Annotated in this window: 21 protein-coding genes; 2 read left to right on the top strand and 19 right to left on the bottom strand. The window is 64.7% G+C overall.

Translation table 11 applies throughout. From position 1 onward, the window contains the following. Position 1: 1 nt before the first annotated feature. The 19 genes from rpoN to NYR97_RS19310 form a co-directional block, all read right to left on the bottom strand. The gene (gene rpoN, locus NYR97_RS19215; RefSeq protein WP_316695303.1) at positions 2–1,405 is read right to left on the bottom strand and encodes an RNA polymerase factor sigma-54; all 1,404 of its coding nucleotides are present in this window, start codon (positions 1,403–1,405) and stop codon (positions 2–4) included. A gap of 225 nt (positions 1,406–1,630) precedes the next feature. Beyond that, on the bottom strand, positions 1,631–2,263 hold the full coding sequence (locus NYR97_RS19220) for a response regulator transcription factor (RefSeq protein WP_003482986.1): 633 nt from the start codon (positions 2,261–2,263) through the stop codon (positions 1,631–1,633). A gap of 70 nt (positions 2,264–2,333) precedes the next feature. After that, entirely contained in the window at positions 2,334–2,900 is a 567-nt protein-coding gene (locus NYR97_RS19225) for a PilZ domain-containing protein (protein ID WP_316695304.1), read from the bottom strand. Then, positions 2,900–3,193 carry a hypothetical protein gene (locus tag NYR97_RS19230; protein ID WP_115038934.1) on the bottom strand — a complete coding sequence of 98 codons (294 nt, stop codon included), beginning with the start codon at positions 3,191–3,193 and terminating at the stop codon, positions 2,900–2,902. Before NYR97_RS19230 ends, NYR97_RS19225 begins: the two co-directional genes overlap by 1 nt. A gap of 8 nt (positions 3,194–3,201) precedes the next feature. Then, positions 3,202–3,615, bottom strand: a complete 414-nt coding sequence (gene fliS, locus NYR97_RS19235) for a flagellar export chaperone FliS (RefSeq protein ID WP_023903949.1) — start codon at positions 3,613–3,615, stop codon at positions 3,202–3,204. Positions 3,616–3,766: 151 nt separating this feature from the next. Further along, positions 3,767–5,092, bottom strand: coding sequence for a flagellar filament capping protein FliD (gene fliD, locus NYR97_RS19240; RefSeq protein WP_316695305.1), 1,326 nt, complete (start codon positions 5,090–5,092; stop codon positions 3,767–3,769). Between the two features lie 263 nt (positions 5,093–5,355). Continuing rightward, a complete protein-coding gene (locus NYR97_RS19245; protein WP_316695306.1) occupies positions 5,356–6,555 on the bottom strand; it encodes a flagellin in 1,200 nt (399 codons plus the stop codon). Positions 6,556–6,873: 318 nt separating this feature from the next. Continuing rightward, a complete protein-coding gene (gene flgL / locus NYR97_RS19250; RefSeq protein ID WP_316695307.1) occupies positions 6,874–8,079 on the bottom strand; it encodes a flagellar hook-associated protein FlgL in 1,206 nt (401 codons plus the stop codon). Beyond that, positions 8,079–9,953: a flagellar hook-associated protein FlgK gene (gene flgK / locus NYR97_RS19255; protein WP_316695308.1), complete on the bottom strand. Its 1,875-nt coding sequence runs from the start codon at positions 9,951–9,953 to the stop codon at positions 8,079–8,081. The genes flgL and flgK overlap by 1 nt, the downstream gene beginning before the upstream one ends. Positions 9,954–9,964: 11 nt before the next feature. Continuing rightward, positions 9,965–11,155, bottom strand: a complete 1,191-nt coding sequence (gene flgJ / locus NYR97_RS19260; protein WP_316695309.1) for a flagellar assembly peptidoglycan hydrolase FlgJ — start codon at positions 11,153–11,155, stop codon at positions 9,965–9,967. 1 nt (position 11,156) lies between these two features. Further along, positions 11,157–12,275: a flagellar basal body P-ring protein FlgI gene (locus tag NYR97_RS19265; protein ID WP_006452264.1), complete on the bottom strand. Its 1,119-nt coding sequence runs from the start codon at positions 12,273–12,275 to the stop codon at positions 11,157–11,159. A gap of 10 nt (positions 12,276–12,285) precedes the next feature. Then, the gene (gene flgH / locus NYR97_RS19270; RefSeq protein WP_210761734.1) at positions 12,286–12,978 is read right to left on the bottom strand and encodes a flagellar basal body L-ring protein FlgH; all 693 of its coding nucleotides are present in this window, start codon (positions 12,976–12,978) and stop codon (positions 12,286–12,288) included. Positions 12,979–13,016: 38 nt separating this feature from the next. Beyond that, positions 13,017–13,802: a flagellar basal-body rod protein FlgG gene (flgG, locus tag NYR97_RS19275; protein ID WP_006452262.1), complete on the bottom strand. Its 786-nt coding sequence runs from the start codon at positions 13,800–13,802 to the stop codon at positions 13,017–13,019. Positions 13,803–14,571: 769 nt separating this feature from the next. After that, positions 14,572–15,327 (bottom strand): flagellar basal-body rod protein FlgF, encoded by a 756-nt coding sequence (gene flgF, locus NYR97_RS19285; RefSeq protein WP_006450210.1) that lies wholly within the window; start codon positions 15,325–15,327, stop codon positions 14,572–14,574. A 157-nt stretch (positions 15,328–15,484) separates the two neighbouring features. Beyond that, positions 15,485–16,708 (bottom strand): flagellar hook protein FlgE, encoded by a 1,224-nt coding sequence (gene flgE / locus NYR97_RS19290; RefSeq protein WP_205391516.1) that lies wholly within the window; start codon positions 16,706–16,708, stop codon positions 15,485–15,487. Positions 16,709–16,739: 31 nt separating this feature from the next. Then, complete coding sequence (locus NYR97_RS19295) at positions 16,740–17,405, bottom strand: flagellar hook assembly protein FlgD (protein ID WP_205391515.1); 666 nt, start codon at positions 17,403–17,405, stop codon at positions 16,740–16,742. 37 nt (positions 17,406–17,442) lie between these two features. Continuing rightward, complete coding sequence (flgC, locus tag NYR97_RS19300; protein ID WP_023903962.1) at positions 17,443–17,850, bottom strand: flagellar basal body rod protein FlgC; 408 nt, start codon at positions 17,848–17,850, stop codon at positions 17,443–17,445. A 3-nt stretch (positions 17,851–17,853) separates the two neighbouring features. Then, a complete protein-coding gene (gene flgB, locus NYR97_RS19305) occupies positions 17,854–18,255 on the bottom strand; it encodes a flagellar basal body rod protein FlgB (RefSeq protein WP_205391514.1) in 402 nt (133 codons plus the stop codon). Between the two features lie 333 nt (positions 18,256–18,588). Then, entirely contained in the window at positions 18,589–19,533 is a 945-nt protein-coding gene (locus NYR97_RS19310) for a chemotaxis protein (RefSeq protein ID WP_055826768.1), read from the bottom strand. A 296-nt stretch (positions 19,534–19,829) separates the two neighbouring features. Between NYR97_RS19310 and flgA the strand changes: the two genes are divergently transcribed. Both flgA and flgM read left to right on the top strand, forming a co-directional pair. Then, complete coding sequence (flgA, locus tag NYR97_RS19315) at positions 19,830–20,474, top strand: flagellar basal body P-ring formation chaperone FlgA (RefSeq protein ID WP_006450204.1); 645 nt, start codon at positions 19,830–19,832, stop codon at positions 20,472–20,474. Between the two features lie 66 nt (positions 20,475–20,540). Further along, a complete protein-coding gene (gene flgM / locus NYR97_RS19320; RefSeq protein WP_006450203.1) occupies positions 20,541–20,852 on the top strand; it encodes a flagellar biosynthesis anti-sigma factor FlgM in 312 nt (103 codons plus the stop codon). Positions 20,853–20,861: the final 9 nt, after the last annotated feature.

The raw sequence follows: 20,861 nt of genomic DNA on the forward strand, positions 1-20,861 counted from the left end.
CTTATCCTGCCCGGGCAAGCAGCGGTTTGTTGATGCGGCGGCGCTCGCGTGCCGGGGCGATGTCGAGTTGTTCGCGGTACTTGGCCACAGTGCGACGGGCAATGTTAACGCCCTGACGCGACAACAGCCCGGCGATGGCTTCGTCGGCCAGCGGCCGGCCGGCCGGTTCGCTTTCGATCAGTCTGCGCACCATCGCCTTGACTGCCTGGCCGGAGACGCTGGCGCCTTCCAGACGCACGGCAAAGAAATGCTTGAGCTCGAAGGTTCCGCGCGGGGTCTGGATGTATTTACCGGTGGTAATGCGCGAAATCGTCGATTCGTGCATGCCGATCTCATCGGCGATTTCCTTCAGCGTCAGCGGTGCCATGGCTTCTTCGCCACGCACCAGAAACGCAGCCTGACGCTCGACGATGGCACGTGTGGCACGCAGCAGGGTCTCGTAGCGCATCGACAGACCGCGGGTCAGCCAGCGCGCCTCTTGCAGCATGTCGCGCAGCGGTTGTGCAGCGTCGCCGGCCTCGGCCAGTGCGCGCTCGTGCACGGGATTGATACTCACGCGATGCGTGGTGGCCGGGTTCAATGCCACGCGCCAGCTGCCATCGGCATGCCAGGCGAGCACATCGGGAATCACGCTGACGTTGCTTTCCTGCAGCAGGTCGTCGCCCGGGCGCGGTTGCAGCGAGAGAATCAGGCGCACCGCTTCGCGGGCGTCGTCGAGCTCGGCGTCGTGCGCGCGTGCCAGCAATGCGTAGTCGTGGCTGGCCAGCAATTCCAGATCGCCGGACAAGATGCGCGCAGCCAGATGGCGTGCAGGCACGCGGCCGGGCAGGGCGCTCAGCTGGGCCTGCAGACACTCGCGCAGATCGCAGGCGGCTAGGCCGGCCGGGTCGCCGTGCAGCAGGCGCTGACGGATCGCTTCGACTTCCTGCACGGTCATACCCAAGCGAGTGGCGCCGAGCTGCTGCAGGGTCGCCAACGCTTCGCTCAGATAGCCGGCGTCGTCGGTCTGCTCCAACCAGAACGCGGCGGCCGCCAATGCGGCCTCATCCAGGTCCAGCGCCAGTTCGCGCAGGATGCGCACATGCGGGTCGGTGGATTCGCCAGCGGCAACGCGCTGCATGCGGTCGTCGTCGCCATCGTTCCAGCTGCTGCTCTGCACGTCCCACATCGTGCTCTCGGGCAGCTCGTCGAAGGCGGCGATATCGGAGGCGCCATCATCGCTGGTCGCGACGTCGTCGTTGCTGTCGGCCAGTTCTTCCAGCTCCAGCAGCGGATTGGTTTCCAGCGCGCGACGGATTTCCAGTTCCAGCTGCATGCCGTCCAATTGCAACAGACGGATCGACTGCAACAACTGCGGGGTCAGGTGCAGTTGCTGGCCAAGCTGGGCGGAAATGGTCGTCTTCATCGAAGCGCTTCCGTAAGGGCGCCGCATGTAGCGGCGATGGAACGCATCTTGCAGGACAACGCGACGGGTTTCTAATCAGGGAGTGGTGTGAGGTGACTCATGATATTCCTGACAGTGTGTCAGGAACTTCCTGACACTACAGGCGGACTCAAGCATGCCCGCCGGAATCCCGTCACTGTTTTGGCCTCCAACGGCCGCCAGACGCTCGCAGTCGAGCGTAACGCCTCAGACCAGCTCGTTGTGATGTTTGGCGGCCAGCAGCACCAGATCGTTGGCGCGCCGGCAACCGAGCGACTCCATCATGCGCGCACGATGCGTCTCCACCGTCTTGACGCTGATGCCCAGGTCGGCGGCGATTTCCTTGTTGCTCTGGCCGCGGCCGATCTCGCGCAGGATCTCGCGTTGCCGCGGGGACAGCGCGGCAATGCCGACCGGCTTTTCGCGGCCCAGCATCGGCGCGATCATCTTGGAAGAAATCTGCGGGCTCAAAAACACCTGGCCGGCGGCTGCAGCACGCAGCGCCAGTTCCAGTTCGAGCGGCGCGGCATCTTTGACCACGAAACCGACCGCGCCGCGATCCAGCGCGTCGCGCACATGCACCGGGTCGTCGTGCATCGACATCATCACCACATGGGTACGCGGCGCGGCGCGCAACACATCGGTCATGGCATCCAGGCCGCTACGGCCGGGCAGGGACAGGTCCATCAACACCAGATCGGGTCGGTGCAGGGATGTCATATCCAGGGCTTGTTGCGCATTGCTGGCCTCGCCAACGACATCGATGCCGGCGAAGGTTTGCAGCAGCCTGGACAGGCCGGCACGTACAAGGGTGTGATCGTCGACGATGATGACTCGCACGGCGCAGAAGAGACCTTTTTTCAGTAAAGGGCACCTTAGCCGACCCGGCGCCTGGCGCCAACAGGCGGCGTCAGCGCTGGCGGCGGGCGTCGGCGATCTGACGGCGATGCAGACGGAACAGATGGCGTTCCAGTGCGTCCTGCAGGCCGGGCGAGAGCGGCGCAAACCGCAGCCACAGCCAGTGATCGTGGCCATCGTGGGCAGTTGCCAGCACCTCTGCGGGCAGCTGTACCAGTTCAGGAAGCCAGTCGGACGGCTGCAGGCAAACGCTGCCAACCGTGCCTGGCGGCTGGCTGCTTGCGCAACTCAGGCGGATCCCTCGGACCGACCAGCGCACCGTGCCCTGGATCAGGCCGGTGTCGGCTTGCCGCACCAGGCGGCCGATCAAGGCCAGCATCAGGTCGAGTTTGGCATCCATGCGCTGCACCAGCAGCGGCAGGTCGCCGCGGTCTTCGCTGGTTTCTTCGCTGCGCAGGTCTTCCACCTGGCCCAGGCTGCGCAGCAGGGTTTCTGCGGCGCTGTGCGAGCCGGCATCGCTCCCGGCGCGGAAGCCGGCCGGCAGACGCAATTCGCAGCTGAGCGTGTCGGCGAACAGCGCGGCATCGGCCGATGGCGCGAGTGGGCCGAGCGTACTCATCAGATCCGTCCGACCCGAGCGTAGGCGCGGCTGGCCGTCGACGAGGTGCGCTGTGCGCGGATCAGATCCAGCAGCTTGCGGCGACGCTCGAGCATCATCCGCATCAAGTCCTGCTGCATGGTGTGCAAGGTCTGCAGCGCGTCGCGGTCCTGGCTCAGGTCCACATGCTGCGCGTATTCGCGCAGGTGCAGATCGTGGCTGTCCAACAGGAACGGCATCACCTCGAACTCCTCCTGCGCCATGGCGAGGCGGATATCGGCGATTTCGGCTTGAAGGCTTTGCGCGCTATGCATGGCTGGACTCACGAGACGGCAGAAAGGCCGCGTTGTTCGAGGGGAATGGAGTTCCACGCCGAGTCGATTTCGCTGAGCAGTTCCAGCGCTTCGGTCAACGCAGTTTCGTCGTTATGCAGATTGGCTGCGGTCAGGCGCTGCATGACGTAGTCGTACAGTGCCGACAGGTTACCTGCGATCTCGCCGCCGGCTTCGTGATCGAGCGAGCCGTTCAAATGACCGACGATGGCGCACGCTTCGCCGATGGCCTTGCCCTTGCGGGCCTGGTCGCCCTGCGCCAGGCAGGCCTGGGCCAAACGAATGCGCTGGCAGGCGCCGGCAAACAGCAACGACACCAGCTTGTGCGGGTCGGCTTCGGTCACGCTGGTGGACACGCCGACCTTGCGGTATTGCTCGGCATATTGGCGATTGGAACCGTACATGGATGACTCCCTCAATTGGCTGGCCTTCGCGGGTCCTGGAGCGGGGTGCTCCTGCGACAACGCTCCTGCCAACAGGCAAGGCCGACATCACGATAGGTACTACTTGTATCGGCAACACCGGCGTACGACTTGAGGACTGCGATCACGGAAATCAGCTTGTCAACAGGCTGCTGAGCGAGCTGGTGCTGCTCTGCAGTTTGCTGATCATGGTTTCCATTGCGGTGAACTGCGCGGTATAGCGATCGCTGAGCTTGACCATGCGTGCGTCGAGGTCGTCCAGGTCGGACTCATAGCCCTTGATGGTCTTGTTCAAGCTGTCCGAACGCAGGGTCAGGGTGCCGGTGGTGACGTTGACGTTGCTGTCCAGCAACTTGGTCATGGCCGAGCCGTACTTGCTGTCCTTGCCGAACACCTCGGCAGCGGCGCCGCCGTCGGCGGCAACGGCGGTGTCGAACTTGCCGCCGTCAAAGCTCATCACCCCATCCTTGTCGATGGTCAGGCCCAGTGCCCTGAGCTCGGTGAGATTGCCGCTGACCTGGCCGCGCAGCTGCTGCTGCAGGCCGCGCACCAGCGGGTCGCCGGTCAACGCCGCAGCCGTCTTGGTGGTGGCGTCGTAGGCGCTGCTCTTGGCCAGCAGCGTGTTGGCGGTGTTATAGGCCGCGGCATAGGCAGTGAGGTTGGCCTTGAGGCCGCTGGTGTCTGCTGCAACGCCCAGCGTGACCTTGGTGCCTTCGGCGGCCTTGGTAAGGTTGAGCACCACGCCCGGCACGATGTCGGTGATGGTGTTGGAGCTGGAGGTGCGCTCGAAGCCATCCACACGCACCAGCGCATCGGCCGCGGCCACGGACTGGTTCAAGCCGCCGCTGACGCCGGGGCCATAGGTGAGGCTGCTCAGGCTCGGGTCGCTGGCACTGACGGTCAATGCGCCCTTGGTGCCGGAGTCGACCGCGTTGAACACCAGGTGCTGGCCATCGTTGGCGGTGACCACGCTGGCGGTGACGCCCTTGCCACCGGCGGCCTTGTTGATGGCGGCGGCGATGTCGGTGAGCTTGTCGGTGCCGCTGATGTCCACCGTGATGCTTTTGTCGCCATAGCCGATGGTCAGCGTGCCGCTGCCCACCGTGGCATCGGCAGTGAAAGCACCGGAAGCCAATTTCTGAGAGGCGGCCAGCGAGACCACTTCCACCGAGTAGTTGCCGGGGGCAGCCGAACTGGTGGTGGTGGCGGTGAAGCCGGCATCGGTCGGCACGGTCGCCTTGTAGGCGTTGGTGTCGGCACTGCTGACGACCTTGTCCAGCGCAGATTTGAGCGTGGTCATGCTGCTCTTGATCTGGCTGATCGCCGACAACTGGGTCGTCGCGGCGGTCCCGGCCTTGTTGATACGGGCCTGCTCCGGGTCTTTCTGCCGGGAGACCAGGGTGGACACCACAGTTGGGATGTCCAGACCGGAGCCGGAAGTACTGATCACCGATGCCATGTTGCATTCCTCGTCTGGGCGTCCACAAAAGATGGACGCATGGGATTACGAGACGGGTATCGGCCGCATCCGGGGGGACTTTAGCGGCGGCGACGCGTTTCGCTCACGGGATGAGGTGATGCAATTTTCATGCCCGAGCCGCGTCAAGAAACCCGCGCCACCCCGGCGTGCCGCGCCATCGGGTCAAATCTGCGGCCACAAAAAAGCCCCTCCGGGGAGGGGCTTTGGACGTGCTGCAAAGCGCTGCTGATTTACTGCAAAAGTTACTGCAGCAGGCTCAGCACGTTCTGCGGAACCGACTTGGCCTGGGCCAGCATCGCGGTACCGGCCTGCTGCAGGATCTGCGTGCGGGTCAGCTCGGCGGTTTCCTTGGCGTAGTCGGTGTCGCGGATACGGCTACGCGAGGCCGACAGGTTTTCCGAGGTTGCGCTCAGGTTGGCGATGGTGGAGGTGAAGCGGTTCTGCACCGCACCCATGTCGGCGCGCGAGGAGTTGACCGCAGTCAGCGCCTTGTCGACGATTTCCAGGGCCTTCTGCGAACCGGAGAACGTGGAGATATCCAGGCTGCTCAGGGTCGAAGCGGTGGAGCCGGAAGCGGCCGAGGCGGTGTTGATGCCGGCGCCGACGGTGATGCCGGTGGCGCTGGAGGTACCGGCCGACAGCGAGGTGAAGTCCTGGCCAGCCTTCAGCGATTCGATCTGCACCGTACCGTCGGACTTGATCGAGGCGTACATGCCGGTCTGGTCGAGCTTGTCGTTGATCGCCGCAGCAACCTTCTTGTTGACATCGGCAGCGGTGTCGCCTGCGCCAACCTTGACGTCGGCGATGGTGACGCTCTTGGCCGAGCCGCTGGCGTCCTTGAACGACAGGCTGATGCCGCTGACCGAACCAGACGCGGTGGCGGTGCCGGTCACGCCAGCGCCGGAGACGGCGGCAGCGAAGTTGGCCTTGCCCAGCGAATCGACATTGGCGTCGACGATGCTGTTGATGCCGATGGTCTGGCCGGCGTCGGCGCCGACCTGGAACAGCGCGCCGGAGAAGTCGCCGTTCAACAGCTTGGTGCCGTTGAAGTTGGTCTGGTTGGCGACGCGGTCGATTTCAGCGGTGAGCTGCTTGACTTCGGAGTTCAGCGCGTCACGGTCGGTGGCCGAGTTGGTGGCGTTGGACGACTGCACCGACAGCTCGCGGATACGCTGCAGGTTGCTGCCGATTTCGACCATCGCGCCTTCGGCGGTCTGGGCCAGCGAGATACCGTCGTTGGCGTTGCGCGAGGCAACGTCCAGGCCGCGGATCTGCGTGGTGAAACGCTCGGAGATCGCCAGACCTGCGGCGTCGTCCTTGGCGCTGTTGATGCGCAGACCCGAGGACAGACGCTGGATGCTCGTCGACATGCTCGCGCTGCTGGTGTTGAGGTTACGCTGAGCGTTCAGCGACATTACGTTGGTGTTGATTACCTGTGCCATTTTGATTTCTCCTAAGCGATTTTTCCGGCAAGGGGGACTTGCCCGGAGCCTCCGCAGGGGGGCCATCAAGTTGGCCGTTGCCGCTGCTGAGATGAATAACGGCGTTGCGTCGGGAACCTTTAGCGAAATCCAGTATTTTTTTACTGTTTTTCTGCTGCAGGACGAAATACGGAAACGTTGTGTATCAAGGGGTTTGGTTTATTCGGCAGCACCCCGTGAATCTTTAGTGTTGGTATAACTTTCTACAAATAAACTCCGTCCGCCTGCACAATGCTCACGCGCAGGAGCGAAGAAAAACCCTGGTTTTCTGCTGCAAAATCAGCGGAGCAGGTTGAACAACGACGACGACTGCATCTGCTGAAAAATCGTTTGAGCGGCCTGCAACGAGGCCTTCTCGAGTTCGTACTGCCCGATCGCCGAGGCGTAGTCCAGATCGCGGATCGACGACAGGGTGGTCTTGAGCGTGACTTCGTTGGATTCAAGCAAGGAGTTGGCGTTGTCGATGGCCGACAACTGCGCGCCACCGGAGGCGCGCGCATCGATCATCTTCGACGAAGCCTGCGCGATGTCGCGCATGGAGGTCTGCAGCGTGTTGATCATCGCTGCCTTCTGCGGCTGGGTCAGCGTATCGGAGTTGAGCGCGCCGACCAGATCGTCGATGGTGGAAAACACGTCCTTGGTGGTGGAGGCGCCGATCTGGAAGCTGTCGCCGACCGCCGGTGCGCCGCTGATGCGCATGCGCACGCCGGCCGCGGTGATGTCGTCGCCATCCTTGTAGGTGCCGGTGCTGACCACTGCATTGGTGCTGTCGCGCACCTCGTAGGTGTCGGCGGCGGTGAACTGCACGCTGTAGCTGCCGCCGTTCCAGCTGCCGGTACTGGCATCGCGGCTGAAATCCAGCAGCAGCCCGGTGCCGGTATTGGCGTTGGAAGGGTGCGCGTCCACGGTGCCGTCGCCGGTGCGGATACGCATGAAGATTTCGCTGCCGGGCAGGGTGTCGCTGACGAAGGTGTCCGGCGCCACTTCGACCTGCTTCTGGGTCTGATCGCCGTTGTAGACGACCCCGCCATTGCTCTTGATGAAAGGTGCGCTGCCATCGGCGGTGCCGCCGAACAGGTAGCGCCCGGTACCGTCGGTGCTGTTGGCCAGGCTGACCATGCTGTCGCGCAATGCGGTCAGCTCCGAGGCGATCGCCTTGCGGTCGTCGGGGCTGAGCGAAGAGTTGTTGGCCTGCACCGCCAATTCGGTGACGCGCGCCATTTTGTCGCCGGCTTGCGAGAGCGCGTTTTCCTGCAGGCCCAGGCGGTTCTGCACGTTGTTGGCGTTCTCGCCGAAACGCGTGATCGCGGCCAGCGCACGGTCCAGGCCCACTGCGGTGCCTGCGGCGACCGGATCGTCCTTGGCGGTGACCAGGCGCTGGCCGCTGGACAGCTGCGACTCGAGCTGGTTCAGCCGCGTCTGCTTGGCGCCCATCGAGGCGATCGACTGGCTGTACATCATGCTGGTGGAGATACGGTCGGTCATCAGCGTACGGCGCCCAGGATGGCTTGGAAGATGGTGTCGGCGGTGGAGATCATCTGTGCGGCGGCCTGATAGGCCTGCTGCAGCTTGAGCATGTTGGCGGCTTCCTCGTCGAGGTTGACGCCGGAAATCGAATCGCGGCTGGCCTGCGCCTGGTCGTTGATGACCTTCTGCGCGTCGGCGGCGTAATCGGCCGCACGCGCCGCCGAGCCTACCGAGGTGGTCAGGCCCGACAGCGCGCCGTTGAGCGTGACGGTGCCGCCGCTGAGCGCTTTGGCATCGTCGATCTTGGCCAGCAACTTGGCATTGCCGTTGTCGCTGGAGCCGGCGCCCATCGGGCCCACGCCGAACGTATCGCCGGCCTTGGGCGCGCCATCCAGCGTGAAGCTCCAGCCGTTGGCGCTGATGGTCTGGCCAGCGGTGTAGGCGAACGGGCCGGTACCGTCGATGGTGTATTGATTGGCGTCGATGAACTCCACCGACGACGGGGTCAGCAGCGCCGGGTTCTGCGCATTGGTGACCTTGACGTCGCTGATCTTGCCCGAGCCCAGGTTGGCGACGGTGGCGGTGGCCTTGACCGGGGTAGCGGCGGCAATGCGCGAGGGGTCGGTGATGGCCACCGATAGGGTACCGGCCAGTCCGGCGGTGGGTTGCAGCAGGAATTTGTCGCCGCTGGCCGGCGTACCGCCCACCACCATGCTTACGCCATTGAGCACCAGCGGATTGGCAGGGGTGCCGGTGCCGGTCATCGGCACCGCCGCGCCGGTGCTGGCGCTGGTGGCCTTCCACGCAGTGCCGTCGAAGCTGAGCGTGACGTCCTGCCCGTCCACCGCCGACATGTTGCTGAAGCTGGCGCTCAGCGCCGCGGTGCCGGTGTTGCCCGGATTGGCCGCGGTGGTGGGCGAACCGATGTTGAAGAAGTTGCCGCCCATCGCGCCGTACAGGTCCATGCCCTGCGCGTGACCGGCGTTGAAGGTGCTGGCCATGCCCACCGCAAGGCGACCCAGTTCGGCCTGGGCCGGCTCCAGCACGCTGCTGCGAAATTCCAGCAGGCCGCCGATCTGCCCGCCGAGCGAGTTGGCGCTGAGGCTGACATTCTGGCCCTGGGTCTGCATCGCCACCTGCAGCTTGGTCGGCTGGTAGGGGTCGGCGACGGTGGTGAGCTTGGACGAGGTGGTCCCCACCACCAGCGCCTGGCCACCGGCGGTGAAGACATTCATGAAACCGCCGTCCTGCATCACCGCAGTGCCGCCGGTGTAGCCCACCAGCTTGCTCACCAACGCATCGCGCTGGTCGAGCATGTCCGGCGACGCGTTGGCCGCGCTGTTGCCGATGGTGCCGTTGATCTTGGCGATCTGCTGCGTCAAACGGTTGACCTCGTCCACCGAGGACGTCAATCCGCTGTTGACCTCGTTGCTCAGGCTGTCCATCTGCCCGTTGAGCTGCTTGAAACGCGTCGCCAGCGAATTGCCGCTGTCGAGCATGCTCTGGCGCTCGGCGGTGGAGGAGGCATTGGACGACACCGCACTGGTGGAGTCGAAGAAGTTCGACCACAGCCCGGCCACATTGGTGGCGGTGTTGGAATACAGCGCGTCCACGCGGTTGGACAGCGACGACAGCTGCTGCAGCCGCGAGAGTTCGCCGCCGCTGTCGAGCAGGCGCGAGATGGCCAGCTGGTCGGCGATCCGGCCCACGTCGGTGATCTTGGCGCCATTGCCCACGAACGCGTAGCCCATGTCGGTGGGCGTGCGCGTTGCAAATTCCACACGTTGGCGGCTGTAGCCTTCGGTATTGATGTTGGCGACGTTATGGCTAACGGTCGACAACGCCCGTTGGAAGGCGATCAGCGCACTGGTCCCGGTGGACATGATGGACATGGGCGTTTACCTCAACGACGGATGGTGCCAAGCCCGGCGGGCTCGGCGGTGCTGGCGTAGCGGTTGGACAGGTCGGCCGCCGCGTTGCCGATGGCGGCCACCGCGCGGTCGATGGTCGGACCGTTGGCGATCGCCGCGATCTTGGCCGCATAGCCCGGATCGGTGGCGTACCCAGCCTGTTGCAAGCCGCGTGCAAAACCCTTGATATCGGTGCCGGCCTGCAGTGCGGGCTGGTAACGACTGTTGTTCTTCAGTAGCCGCACGTAGTCGGCAAAGCTCTCTTCGGCCGAGCCGTAGGCACGGAAATCGGCGGTTTCGGTGGTTTTGACGCCATTGACATATTCGTGGGTGCCGGTGGTGACCTTGTCGCCGCTCCAGCCGGTGGCCTTGATGCCGAACAGGTTGTTGGAATCGCCGCCATTGCCGATACCGCGACGGCCCCAGCCGGTTTCCAGCGCGGCCTGTGCGACCAGCGCACGCGGATCCACGCCAAGTTCGCGCGCGGCTTTCTGCGCATGCGTCCAGATCTTGGCGACGAAGCCTTCCGGGGTGCGCTCGCCCAGGCTGGCGGCGGCGCTGCTGGCCGCGCTCGCATTGACCGCGGCACTGGCATCGGCGGCATCGCTGACAGCCACATCGCTCCAGCGATCGTTGGCTGACGGCCAGCTCAGTGCGGCCGCATCGTCGCCGCCGGACTCGCCACCGCCGGTACGCCCGGCGATCAGATCCAGCACCTGGCTCATGCCGATACCGGTCAGGCCGCCTGCGCCGATGCCTGCAGCGGTGCCGACAGCTGCGCCCAGGCTTGCACCGACGCTGCCGGCCGCGCCATCGCGTGCCGGCAGCGGCAACGAGGCATCGCGCTTTCCGGCCACCAGGGCGTAGGCCTTGGCCGCATCGGCGGTGCTCAGCGAGGTGTTCAACGCCGGGCCGCCGGTGTCGCCACTCAACTGCTTGGAGATCATCGCCGACAGACCCAATCCCTTGCCTTCGGTCAGCGCCTTGGCCATCTGCTGGTCGTACATTTCGCGGAACATCTGGTTTTCACCCGGAAACATCGGGTCGCCGGAGCTCGCATCGCGCATGCTCTTGACCAGCATCTGCGCGAACTGTCCTTCGAGCTGACGTGAGACCTTGTCGATCTTTGCCGGATCGGCCTTGGTGCTCGGGTTGAGATCAATGGGCGAGGCTGCGATACGCATGTCAGATGACCTCTAGCTCCGCCGTCAGCGCGCCAGCCTGCTTCAGAGCTTCGAGAATGGCGACCAGGTCGCCGGGAGCCGCGCCCACTTCGTTGACTGCGCGCACGATCTGATCGAGCGTGGTGCCGCCTTCGAACTTGAACATGCGGCTGCCTTCGGAGGTGGCCGTGATGGTCGATTGCGGTGTGACTGCGGTGCGGCCGCCACTGAAGGCGCCCGGCTGGCTGACGTTGGTGTTCTCGCTGATGGTCACGGTGAGCGAGCCATGCGCGATGGCGGCCGGCATCACCCGCACCAGCTGGCCGATCACCACCGTGCCGGTGCGTGCGTTGACCACCACCTTGGCCGGCGCGTCGCCCGGAGAGAGTTCGACGTTTTCCAGCCGCGCCAGCAGGCCGATACGGGCGCCCGGATCGGTGGGCGAGCGCACCGATACGGTGACGCCATCGACCGCACGCGCGGTGCCGGCGCCGAAGCTGTTGTCGATCGCCGCGACCATGCGCGAGACGGTGGTGAAGTCGTTCTGATGCAGGTTGAGGGTGATCTCGCCGGTGCCGGCAAACACGTCGGGCAATGCGCGTTCGACCGTGGCGCCGTTGGGAATGCGACCGACGCTGGGAATGTTGACCGACACCCGCGAGCCATCCTTGCCCTGCGCGCCGAAGCCACCGACCACCAGGTTGCCCTGGGCCATCGCGTAGACCTGGCCATCGGCGCCTTTCAGCGGGGCCATCAGCAGCGAGCCGCCGCGCAGCGACACCGCGTTGGCGATCGAGGAGACGGTGATGTCGATCGGCTGGCCGGGCTTGGCGAACGGCGGCAGTTCGGCGTGGATGGCCACGGCCGCGACGTTCTTCAGCTGCGGATTGACGTTCGCCGGAACATTGACGCCCAGCTCGCCGAGCAGGTTCTTCAAGCTCTGCACGGTGAAGGGCGCCTGGCTGGTGCGGTCGCCGCTGCCGTCCAGGCCAACCACCAGGCCGTAGCCGACCAGCGCGTTGCCGCGCACGCCGCCGACCTGGGCGAGATCCTTGATGCGCTCGGCCGAGGCGGGCGCGGCGATCGCGCAGACCGCCACAGCGGCAGCGAGCAGACGGAAGGGCAGGGAAGACAGATTCATGGTCGCAGGCTCAGTAGGGCGACAGACGGGAATTGAAGAAGCGGCTCAGCCAGCCCATCGCGTTGGACTGCGCGATCGCGCCGCGGCCGCCGTAGGCGATGCGTGCGTCGGCCACCTTGCTGGAGGGCACGGTGTTGTCCGGGGCGATGTCGGCGGCGCGCACGATGCCCTGCACCTGCACCAGCTCGTCGCCCTGGGTCAGGCGCAGGTTCTTCTGCCCCTGGATCACCAGATTGCCGTTGGGCAGGCGCTGCATCACGGTGACGGTCACGCTGCCCTGCATGCGGTTGCTCTGCGCGGTATTGCCCTTGCCGGCAAACGTGCGGTCGCCGTTGGTGGAGTTGCGCAGCACGTCGTTGCCGCCGACGGTGAGCGGCACGCCGAGCAACGTGGGCGTGCTCATGTCCACGGTGTCGGCCTTGCTGACGCTGGTGTTGGCGGTGGACGAGGCGGTGGTGCTTTCCACCAGGTTCACGGTCAGCAGGTCGCCGACATCGCGCGCACGGCGGTCGCCGTACAGATTCAGGCCCGGGCCGGCGGCATAGATGGCACCGGCGGTGGGCTGCGCCACCGGCGCGACCACCGGCACGATCGGCGCCAGTTCGGCGAACGGCCGCACGTCGCCGGCTGCCACGCAGCCACCCAGCAGCGCGCTGCAGGCGAGGGCAAGACCCAGAGAGGAGAGAGAGGGCAGGCGTGACATGGCGTGAGTTCCTGAGAGGGCAGCGACCGGCGAGCCGATCAGACGTTGTTGTTCAAGTAACCGAGCATCGAGTCGGTGGTGGAGATCGCCTTGGCATTCATTTCGTAGGCGCGCTGCGTCTCGATCATGCTCACCAGCTCTTCCACCGTATTGACGTTGCTGCCTTCCAGTGCGCCCTGTACGGTGGTGCCCAGGCCATTGAGGCCGGGGGTGCCGTTCTGCGCGGGGCCGGAGGCGGTGGTTTCGACGAACAGGTTCTCGCCCTTGGATTGCAGGCCCGAGGGATTGATGAAGTCGGTCAGCGTCAGCGCGCCGATTTCCTGCGCGGCGGCCTGGCCGGCCAGGGTCACGCTGATGGTGCCGTCGTTGCCGATGGTCAGCGACTGCGCGCCTTCGGGCACCTGGATGCCGGGCTGCAGCGGGTAGCCGCTGTTGGTGACCACTTCGCCCTGCGCATTGATCTGGAAGGTGCCGTCGCGGGTGTAGGCAGAGGTGCCGTCAGGCATCTGCACTTCGAAGAAGCCGCGGCCGTTGACCATCACGTCGAGCGCGCGGCCGGTCTGCTGCTGGCTGCCCTGGTCGAAGCCCTTGAAGGTGGAGACCACGCGTACGCCGGTGCCCAGCTGCAGGCCGGTCGGCAGTTGCGTCTGCGCCGACGTCGAGCCGCCCGGCGCACGCACCTGTTGATACAACAGGTCTTCGAACGCCGCACGATCGCGCTTGAAGCCGGTGGTATTGGTATTGGCCAGGTTGTTGGAAATGACCGACATGCGCGTCTGCTGCGCATCCAGTCCGGTTTTGGCGACCCACAAAGCCTGATTCATGACCCGATTCCTCGTTAGACCCGGGGATGTGTTCCGGGCACGGCTGGGTATATGCACGTGCTGTGCCAAATCCGCGCCGGATTTTTGCCGGCTGTGCGCTGGATCACGCGGAGTGGGCGCGGCGGCCTTCGCGGGGCAGGGCTGGCGGCGGGTAGGCCGCGGCTAGGCGGCGCGCGTTGACCTCAAAGGCTAGTCAGTCGAGGGCGCGGTGCCCTCACCGCTCGCGGGACACGCCGCAAGTACATCCATGTAGGCTCGGTGGCGGCATCCATGCCGCCACACGGTCCCGCAAGCGGTGAGGACACCGCACCAGAAAGATTGCTGGTCGCTTTGTTGAAAGCCATGCACATCGACCATCTCGACTGGTCCTTGTCCGCCGACCGTCGCGGGACCTTACGCGGCATGGATGCCGCGTAAGAGCCTACATGGACGTACTTGCGGCGTGTCCCGCGATGGTGGGCGGGCAAGGGCCCTGCAGCCAAGCCACAGATCAGCCGCTCTGCCTTGCGGCGTGTCCCGCGATGGTGGACGGGCAAAAGGGCCCTGCAGCCAAGGTGGGTGCGCAGGGGGCCCGCAGCCAAGCTGCAGATCAGCCGCAGCGAGGGCCCAGATCATTCGCTCTGCAGTAGACCTGCATGTGCGAGGCCATAGTGGCCAAACGACATGCCGATTGCGCAAGCCTGCCACGCCGCCTTGCGCCAGCTCTCGAATTGGATGGCAAAACCCAGCGGGCCGACTAGTAATTGCGCAGTCGCCTGGGCGATCCCGTTTAGCCGTTCAGCCGCATCATCGAATTGGCCGATTGTGCGTTGTCGTCGCCGTTCTTGATGATCTTGACCTGCATTTCGAACTGACGTTGCAGCTGGATCATTTCCACCAGCGCGCCGGCGGCGTCCACGTTGCTGCCTTCCAGCATGCCGCTGTTGATGGTCTTGCCGGTGGCAATCTGGAACGCCTGCGCCGGGTCGGTGCTGGTGTTGCGCATCAGCCCGTCCGGGCGCCGCGTCAAACGGTCGGCGGGGGCATCGACGACCTTCATCTTGCCGACGATGGCCATGGTCTGCGGGCCTTCGCCTTGCGGAATGATCGAGATGCTGCCGTCGCTGCCGATTTCCATCGCCTGGTGCGGCGGAATCGTCATCGGGGCACCGCCCTCATCCAGCACCGCATGCCCATTGGCGGTGACCAGCTGGCCATTGGCGGTAAGCGCCAACTCGCCGTTGCGGGTGTAGGCCTCGCTGCCGTCGGGCGACTGTACCGACAGCCAGCGGTCCTGCTGCAGCGACACGTCCAGCGGGTTGCCGGTGACCTGTTGGTGGCCCTGGCTGCGATCGAAGCCTTGATCCACGTGCAGCGCATCGATCCGCGACGGATAGCCCTTGCCCTGGATCTTGAACGCCTCGGTGTTGGCCAACGCGGCCTTGAACCCCACCGTATCGACGTTGGCGAGATTGTGCGACACGGTGCCCTGCGCCTGCAGGGAGGCGCGGGCGCCGGTCATCGCAACGTAGAGAGCTTTGTCCATGGGGCACCGGGAATCGGGAATCGGGAATCGGGAATGGAGAATCGGGAATCGCAAAAGCGGGATTGCGGGGACTGGGGAGTAGGGGGCAAGGCCGGCATCGATTACGCGCGACGCCGGCTCTTACGATTCCCTAATCCCGATTCCCCATTCCCAGTCGTTAACGGATATTGATGATCGTCTGGGTGACCTGATCCTGGGTCGAGATCATCTGCGAGTTGGCCTGGAAGTTGCGCTGGGCCACGATCATGTTCACCAGCTGCTCGGTCAGGTCCACCGTGGAGGCTTCCAGCGAGCCGGATTCGATCTGGCCCAGATCCGAGGTGTCCGGGGCGCCGACGCGGGCGGCGCCGGAGGTGTAGCTTTCGGCCCACATGTTGTTGCCCTGCGACTGCAGGCCCTGCGGGTTGACGAAGCTGGCCAGGGAGACCTGGCCCAACGGCTTGTCGGCACCGTTGGAATAACGCGCGAACACCACGCCGCTGGTGTCGATACTGATTTCGTTGAGCTTGCCGCTGGCGTAGCCGTCCTGGCGGGTGTCGCGCAACGCGAAGGCTTCGCCGTACTGGGTCGAACCGCTGACATTGAGCTGCATGTTCAGCACGCCGGCACCGGTGCTGGGGGTGAACGGGTCCATCGCGATGATGCCGTTGGCCGGGGTGGTCAGCGCGCCGGTATCGGAGAACTGCAGCGTGGTCGGCGCACCGACCGCGGCGCCGTCCACGTAGTTGTGCACCTGCCATTCGTTCGGGTTGGCCGTCTTGACGAAGTAGGAGGTCTGCACATGGCTGACGCCCAATGAGTCGTAGACGTTGATGCCGCCGGTGGAGTGGCTGTAGGTCTTGTCGTCGGCCGGGTTGAACGGGGTGACCGTCGGTGCGGTGGCGTTGCCGGGAAGGGTGAAGGCCAGGTTGACCGTGGAGGTCGACTTGGGCGGGCTGTCGGTGGTCAGCAACTGCAGGTCAGACAGACGGCCCACATCGAACCCGTTGCCGCTGGGGTTGGGCGCGAAGACCTGCAAACGCGCACCCTGCGGGTTGACCACATAGCCGTTGGCATCGGTCTGGAAGTTGCCGGCGCGGGTGTACATCTTGGCGCCGTTGGAGGACACGGTGAAGAAGCCTTCGCCGGAGACCGCCAGGTCCAGGCTGCGCCCGGTCGGGTCGATATTGCCCTGCGAGAACTGCTGCGCCACATTGCTCACGCGCACGCCCGAACCCACCGCATTGCGCGACAGACCATAGCTGGTGCTCTGGAACATGTCGGCAAACTCGGCGCGCGATTCCTTGAAACCGGTCGTGTTGACGTTGGCGATGTTGTTGGAAGTCACGTTCAGATCGGCATTGGCTGCGTTGATGCCGGACAACGAGGTATTGAAAGCCATGGATGAGGTCCTTTGAGTGTCGGTTGCCGGCTCAGCTGACGCGGAGCACGTTGGCGAGCGGGGAAGTGCCTAGCCCGGTCAGGTTGAGATACAGGCCGTCCGAGCCGATCGTGACGCTGTCCACCGGTGCGTCCACGTAGGTGGGCAACTTGCTTTTGGCACCGGCGGTGTCGGTCTGGGTGGCGGTGACGCCGTACTTGCCGGCGGCCATGCGGTTGCCGTTGGCATCGGTGCCGTCCCAGGCGAACGACACCTCGCCAGCGGCGCTGGCCGGCACGCTGAGCTGTTTGACGAACGCGCCGTTGGCATCGGTGATTTCGAAATTGACGGTGCCGGCCGAAGTGGCGGCGACCACGCCCTTGGCCGAGTTGGTGGCGTCGATGGACACCTGCGCCGACGGCACCAGCACGTTGTGGCCAACCAGCGCCGCGCCCTTGAGCACCTGATCGCTGCTTTGCGATGCAGAAAAATTGCTGACCTTGGTATTGAGATCGCCAATGCCCTGCACGGTGGAGAACTGCGCTAACTGGCCCAGAAACGCGCTGTTTTCCATCGGTTTGAGCGGGTCCTGGTGCTGCAGCTGCTCGGTCATCAACTTGAGGAAGTCGGCCTGGCCGAGCGCTTCTTCCTTCTTGGCGACGGTGCTGCTGGTGCTCAGGCCGAGCGTTTTATAGAGGTCACTGCCGATCGTGCTCATCTGGAAAGGTCCGTTAGTAAAGGTCAGCTAGGAAGGGTCAGCGACCCATCGTGAGAGTCGCGAGCGCCAGTTCCTTGGCGGTATTGAGCATTTCCACGCCGGCCTGGTAGTTGCGCGAGGCCGAGATCATGTTGACCATCTGCGCCACCGGGTCCACATCGGGCGAGAACACGTAGCCGTCGGCATCGGCCAGCGGATGGCCGGGCTCGTAGCGCCGGATCGGCGGTGCGTTGGTGGTGGTGATCTCCTTGACGTTCACCGAGGTCAGGCTGGGATCCTGGCGGTTCTGCTGGGCCTGGAAGATCGGCTCGATCGGCTTGTAGGTCGCCTCGGCCGAGCCTGCGACAGAGTCCGCATTGGCCAGGTTGGAGGCGATCGTGCTCAGGCGGACCGACTGCGCATGCAGTGCAGAGCCGGCCACATCGAAGATGGGAAGATTGCTCATGACTTATTGGCCCGTGATCGCGGTGAGCATCGAGCGCACCTTGGATTCGAGGAAGCTCAGCGAGGCGCGGTATTCCAGCGCGGCGCGGCCGTAGGCAGCGCGTTCGGCGTCGGCATCGACGGTGTTGCCGTCCAGGCTGGGCTGGTCGGATTCGCGGGTGATCTGGAACGGGTTGAGCCCGCCGCTGCTGCCGATCTCATAGTGCTTGGCGTCGGTGGTCTGCAGCAGACTGCCGTCGCGCACGCCTTCGGCGGATTTCAGCGCGGCCTCGAAGTCCATGTCCTTGGCCTTGTAGCCAGGGGTGTCCACATTGCTCAGATTGCTGGCAATGAGCTTCATGCGCTGCTCGCGCAGCGGCAGAGCATCGCCGTGGATGCCGAGGAAGGACGAAATGGAGTTGGACACGGTGCTCTCCCGCGAAGTGTTACCAGGGAGAAAGCAAAGTTTGTGCCAATCGAGGTAGTGCGGGCCGCAGAACGCGGAGAATGATCGGTGCTGCCGACGAACGGCACCTTGGCCGTCCGCGAAACGCGATGCACCTGTGTCCGTCACGACGTTGATTCAATCAAGCGCGCCAAGCCGAAGGTTCGGCACCACCTGAGGCGGTCTGGCGTCGGCAGGTGTCACTTCAAAAGCGCGTCGACGCACCGACCAATTTATATGACGCGGAGTCCTTTGCAGCCCGGCGCGACGCCTTGTTGCTGCGATCGGCTCGGATCCAGCAGCCGATTGGCCTGATCAGGCCGCTTCGGCGACCACTTTCAGGCGTGCCAGCACATAATCGGCCAATTCGTGGGCGCTGTACTTGGCCACGAAGGCATTGGCGCCGACCTGCTCGACCATGGCGTTGTTGAACACGCCCGATAGGGATGTGTGCAAGAGCACGTACAGGCCTTGCAGCCCAGGCGTGCGCCGGATTTCCGTCGTCAAGGTGTAGCCATCCATCGCCGGCATTTCGATGTCGGAGATCACCATCGCGTAGCGATCGGCCGGGTTTTCGCCCGACGCTGCCACCTGCAAGAGATGGTCCAGCGCCTGGCGGCCGTCCGACAGCAAGGTCGCCGCGACGCCGAGCTGGTCGAGCACGCTGCGGATCTGCTGACGCGCCACCCGCGAGTCGTCCACCACCAGTACCTGGAACTGGCGGTCGTAGGCGACCAGCTGCAGCGACGGATCCAGCTGCACGTCCTTGCTGACCTTGGCGATGTCGGCGAGCACGCTTTCCACGTCGATCACCTGGATCAACTCACCCTGGAAACGCGTCACCGCCGTCAAATAAGTGGCTTCGGCGCCAAGTTCCGGCGGCGGATGGATGTCTTCCACCGCAATATTGACGATGCGCTCCACGCCGCTGACCAGAAAGCCCTGCACCGAGCGGTTGAATTCGGCCACCACCAGATAGCCGGGGCCGTTTTCGGAAAGCGTGTCGCGCTCCGGGTGGCCGATGGCCAGGCCTAGGTCCAGCACCGGCACCGAGCGCCCGCGCACGTCGGCCACGCCGGCGAACTCGGTTGGCAGGCCGGGCACCTGGAACAGCTCCGGGCGGCGCAGCACTTCTTGCACCTTGAAGACGTTGACGCCAAAAAGCTGGCGCCCGCCCAGCCGGAACAGCAGCAGGGCCAGTCGATTGTGGCCAGCCAGACGGGTGCGCTGGTCGATGCGGTTGAGCAGATCGTGGGTCATGGGGCAGATATCGACAGCGCCATCGGAAAACTTGAGCGGTTTTAAGGTTGGCGTGGGGCGCTGTCGGGAATCGGGAGTCGGGAATAGGGAATCGCAAAAGCGGAGGGCTTTCCGCAGCAAGCCCGAGGCGAGGGGCCGTGCTCTGACGTACTTACGGTGTTCACTAAGCAAATCGCACATCAGCAACGAAGACCGACCAAGGCTCAGCCCCCGACCGATTCCCCATTCCCGATTCCCGATTCAAAACAGGCACACCTCTTGCACTGTCTGTTCCGTCTTCCTCCGGATCTGGTCCCATGCGCCTGCTACTGCTTGTCATTCTGTTGGCTGCCGCTCCGGCCTGGGCTCAGAGCTACCAGTCTGTGGATTCCATCCGTGCTGCCGCCCTGGCTACCGTCGGCCCCGATGCCGAGGCGGAGGCCACGCTCGATCCGGGCCTGCGCATGCCGGCCTGCCCGATCGCGCTGCAGGCGCAGCCCACCGGAACCAACACGGTCGAAGTGGCCTGCCCGCAGCCGGCCGGCTGGCGTCTGTTCGTGCCGCTGAAGGTGCGCCGCAATCAGGACGTGCTGGTGTTGCGCCGGGGCATCAGCGCTGGAGAAACCATCTCTCTGGCCGATATCAGCATCGAGAAACGTGATGCCGCGCGCATTGTCGGTGCGGTCCTGGCCGATCCGGTGGCTGCGGTGGGCAAGACCGCCCGGCGCATTCTGCCGGCCGGGTCGCTGCTGTCGTCGAACGATCTGGTCACGCAGCGGCTGGTGCGGCGCGGCGATACGGTGCCGCTGGTGTCGCGCAACGGCGGTCTGGAAGTGCGCATGAGCGGTCGCGCCTTGTCGGACGCCGGCGAAAACGAGCGCGTCTCGGTAGAGAACTCGTCCTCGCGCCGGGTGGTGCAGGGGATCGTCGAAGCGAGCGGGACCGTTGTGGTGTCCAGATAGAAATTCGCTATAAAGTTTTTTTTTGGCATGCCGTTATCCCCTACGACCTGTAGAGGAGTTCCTGACATGACCCAGAAAATCGAAGGCAATCTACCGACCGCCGCCACCCTTCGTACCGCCGCCACAAGCAGCAAGATCGCTTCGGCCGGTGAAGACCGCGCGTCCCCGATTGCAGCACTTCCGCCCACCGACAGCGTCAAGCTGACCGGCGAGGCCACCAACCTGCAGAACTTGCAGCGCACGCTTTCGCAGTCCTCGGCGATCGACACCGGTCGCGTCCAGGCAGTGAAGGAGTCGTTGCAGAACGGCAGCTATTCCATCAACCCGGATGCCATCGCCAGCCGCATGATGGATCTGAATCAGCAACTGGCCGGTTAATTCCCAGCC

Origin of the sequence: Xanthomonas hydrangeae, assembly GCF_032697525.1 — a bacterium.
In the GTDB taxonomy this organism is placed as follows: Bacteria; Pseudomonadota; Gammaproteobacteria; order Xanthomonadales; family Xanthomonadaceae; genus Xanthomonas; species Xanthomonas hydrangeae.

Excerpts from the sequence above, each read along its gene's own strand:
- fliD (WP_316695305.1), bottom strand. The coding sequence starts at position 5,092 with ATGGCATCGGTGATCAGTACTTCCGGCTCCGGTCTGGACATCCCAACT.
- fliS (WP_023903949.1), bottom strand. The coding sequence starts at position 3,615 with ATGTACGGTTCCAATCGCCAATATGCCGAGCAATACCGCAAGGTCGGC.
- flgF (WP_006450210.1), bottom strand. The coding sequence starts at position 15,327 with ATGGACAAAGCTCTCTACGTTGCGATGACCGGCGCCCGCGCCTCCCTG.
- NYR97_RS19245 (WP_316695306.1), bottom strand. The coding sequence starts at position 6,555 with ATGGCACAGGTAATCAACACCAACGTAATGTCGCTGAACGCTCAGCGT.
- flgL (WP_316695307.1), bottom strand. The coding sequence starts at position 8,079 with ATGACCGACCGTATCTCCACCAGCATGATGTACAGCCAGTCGATCGCC.
- flgE (WP_205391516.1), bottom strand. The coding sequence starts at position 16,708 with ATGGCTTTCAATACCTCGTTGTCCGGCATCAACGCAGCCAATGCCGAT.
- NYR97_RS19225 (WP_316695304.1), bottom strand. The coding sequence starts at position 2,900 with ATGAGTACGCTCGGCCCACTCGCGCCATCGGCCGATGCCGCGCTGTTC.
- flgK (WP_316695308.1), bottom strand. The coding sequence starts at position 9,953 with ATGTCCATCATGTCCACCGGGACCAGTGCGCTGATCGCCTTCCAACGG.
- flgG (WP_006452262.1), bottom strand. The coding sequence starts at position 13,802 with ATGAATCAGGCTTTGTGGGTCGCCAAAACCGGACTGGATGCGCAGCAG.
- flgH (WP_210761734.1), bottom strand. The coding sequence starts at position 12,978 with ATGTCACGCCTGCCCTCTCTCTCCTCTCTGGGTCTTGCCCTCGCCTGC.
- NYR97_RS19295 (WP_205391515.1), bottom strand. The coding sequence starts at position 17,405 with ATGAGCACGATCGGCAGTGACCTCTATAAAACGCTCGGCCTGAGCACC.
- flgA (WP_006450204.1), top strand. The coding sequence starts at position 19,830 with ATGCGCCTGCTACTGCTTGTCATTCTGTTGGCTGCCGCTCCGGCCTGG.
- NYR97_RS19230 (WP_115038934.1), bottom strand. The coding sequence starts at position 3,193 with ATGCATAGCGCGCAAAGCCTTCAAGCCGAAATCGCCGATATCCGCCTC.
- NYR97_RS19265 (WP_006452264.1), bottom strand. The coding sequence starts at position 12,275 with ATGAATCTGTCTTCCCTGCCCTTCCGTCTGCTCGCTGCCGCTGTGGCG.
- flgC (WP_023903962.1), bottom strand. The coding sequence starts at position 17,850 with ATGAGCAATCTTCCCATCTTCGATGTGGCCGGCTCTGCACTGCATGCG.
- rpoN (WP_316695303.1), bottom strand. The coding sequence starts at position 1,405 with ATGAAGACGACCATTTCCGCCCAGCTTGGCCAGCAACTGCACCTGACC.
- NYR97_RS19310 (WP_055826768.1), bottom strand. The coding sequence starts at position 19,533 with ATGACCCACGATCTGCTCAACCGCATCGACCAGCGCACCCGTCTGGCT.
- flgJ (WP_316695309.1), bottom strand. The coding sequence starts at position 11,155 with ATGCGTATCGCAGCCTCGCCCATTGATCTCAACCCGAGCACCAAGGCC.
- flgM (WP_006450203.1), top strand. The coding sequence starts at position 20,541 with ATGACCCAGAAAATCGAAGGCAATCTACCGACCGCCGCCACCCTTCGT.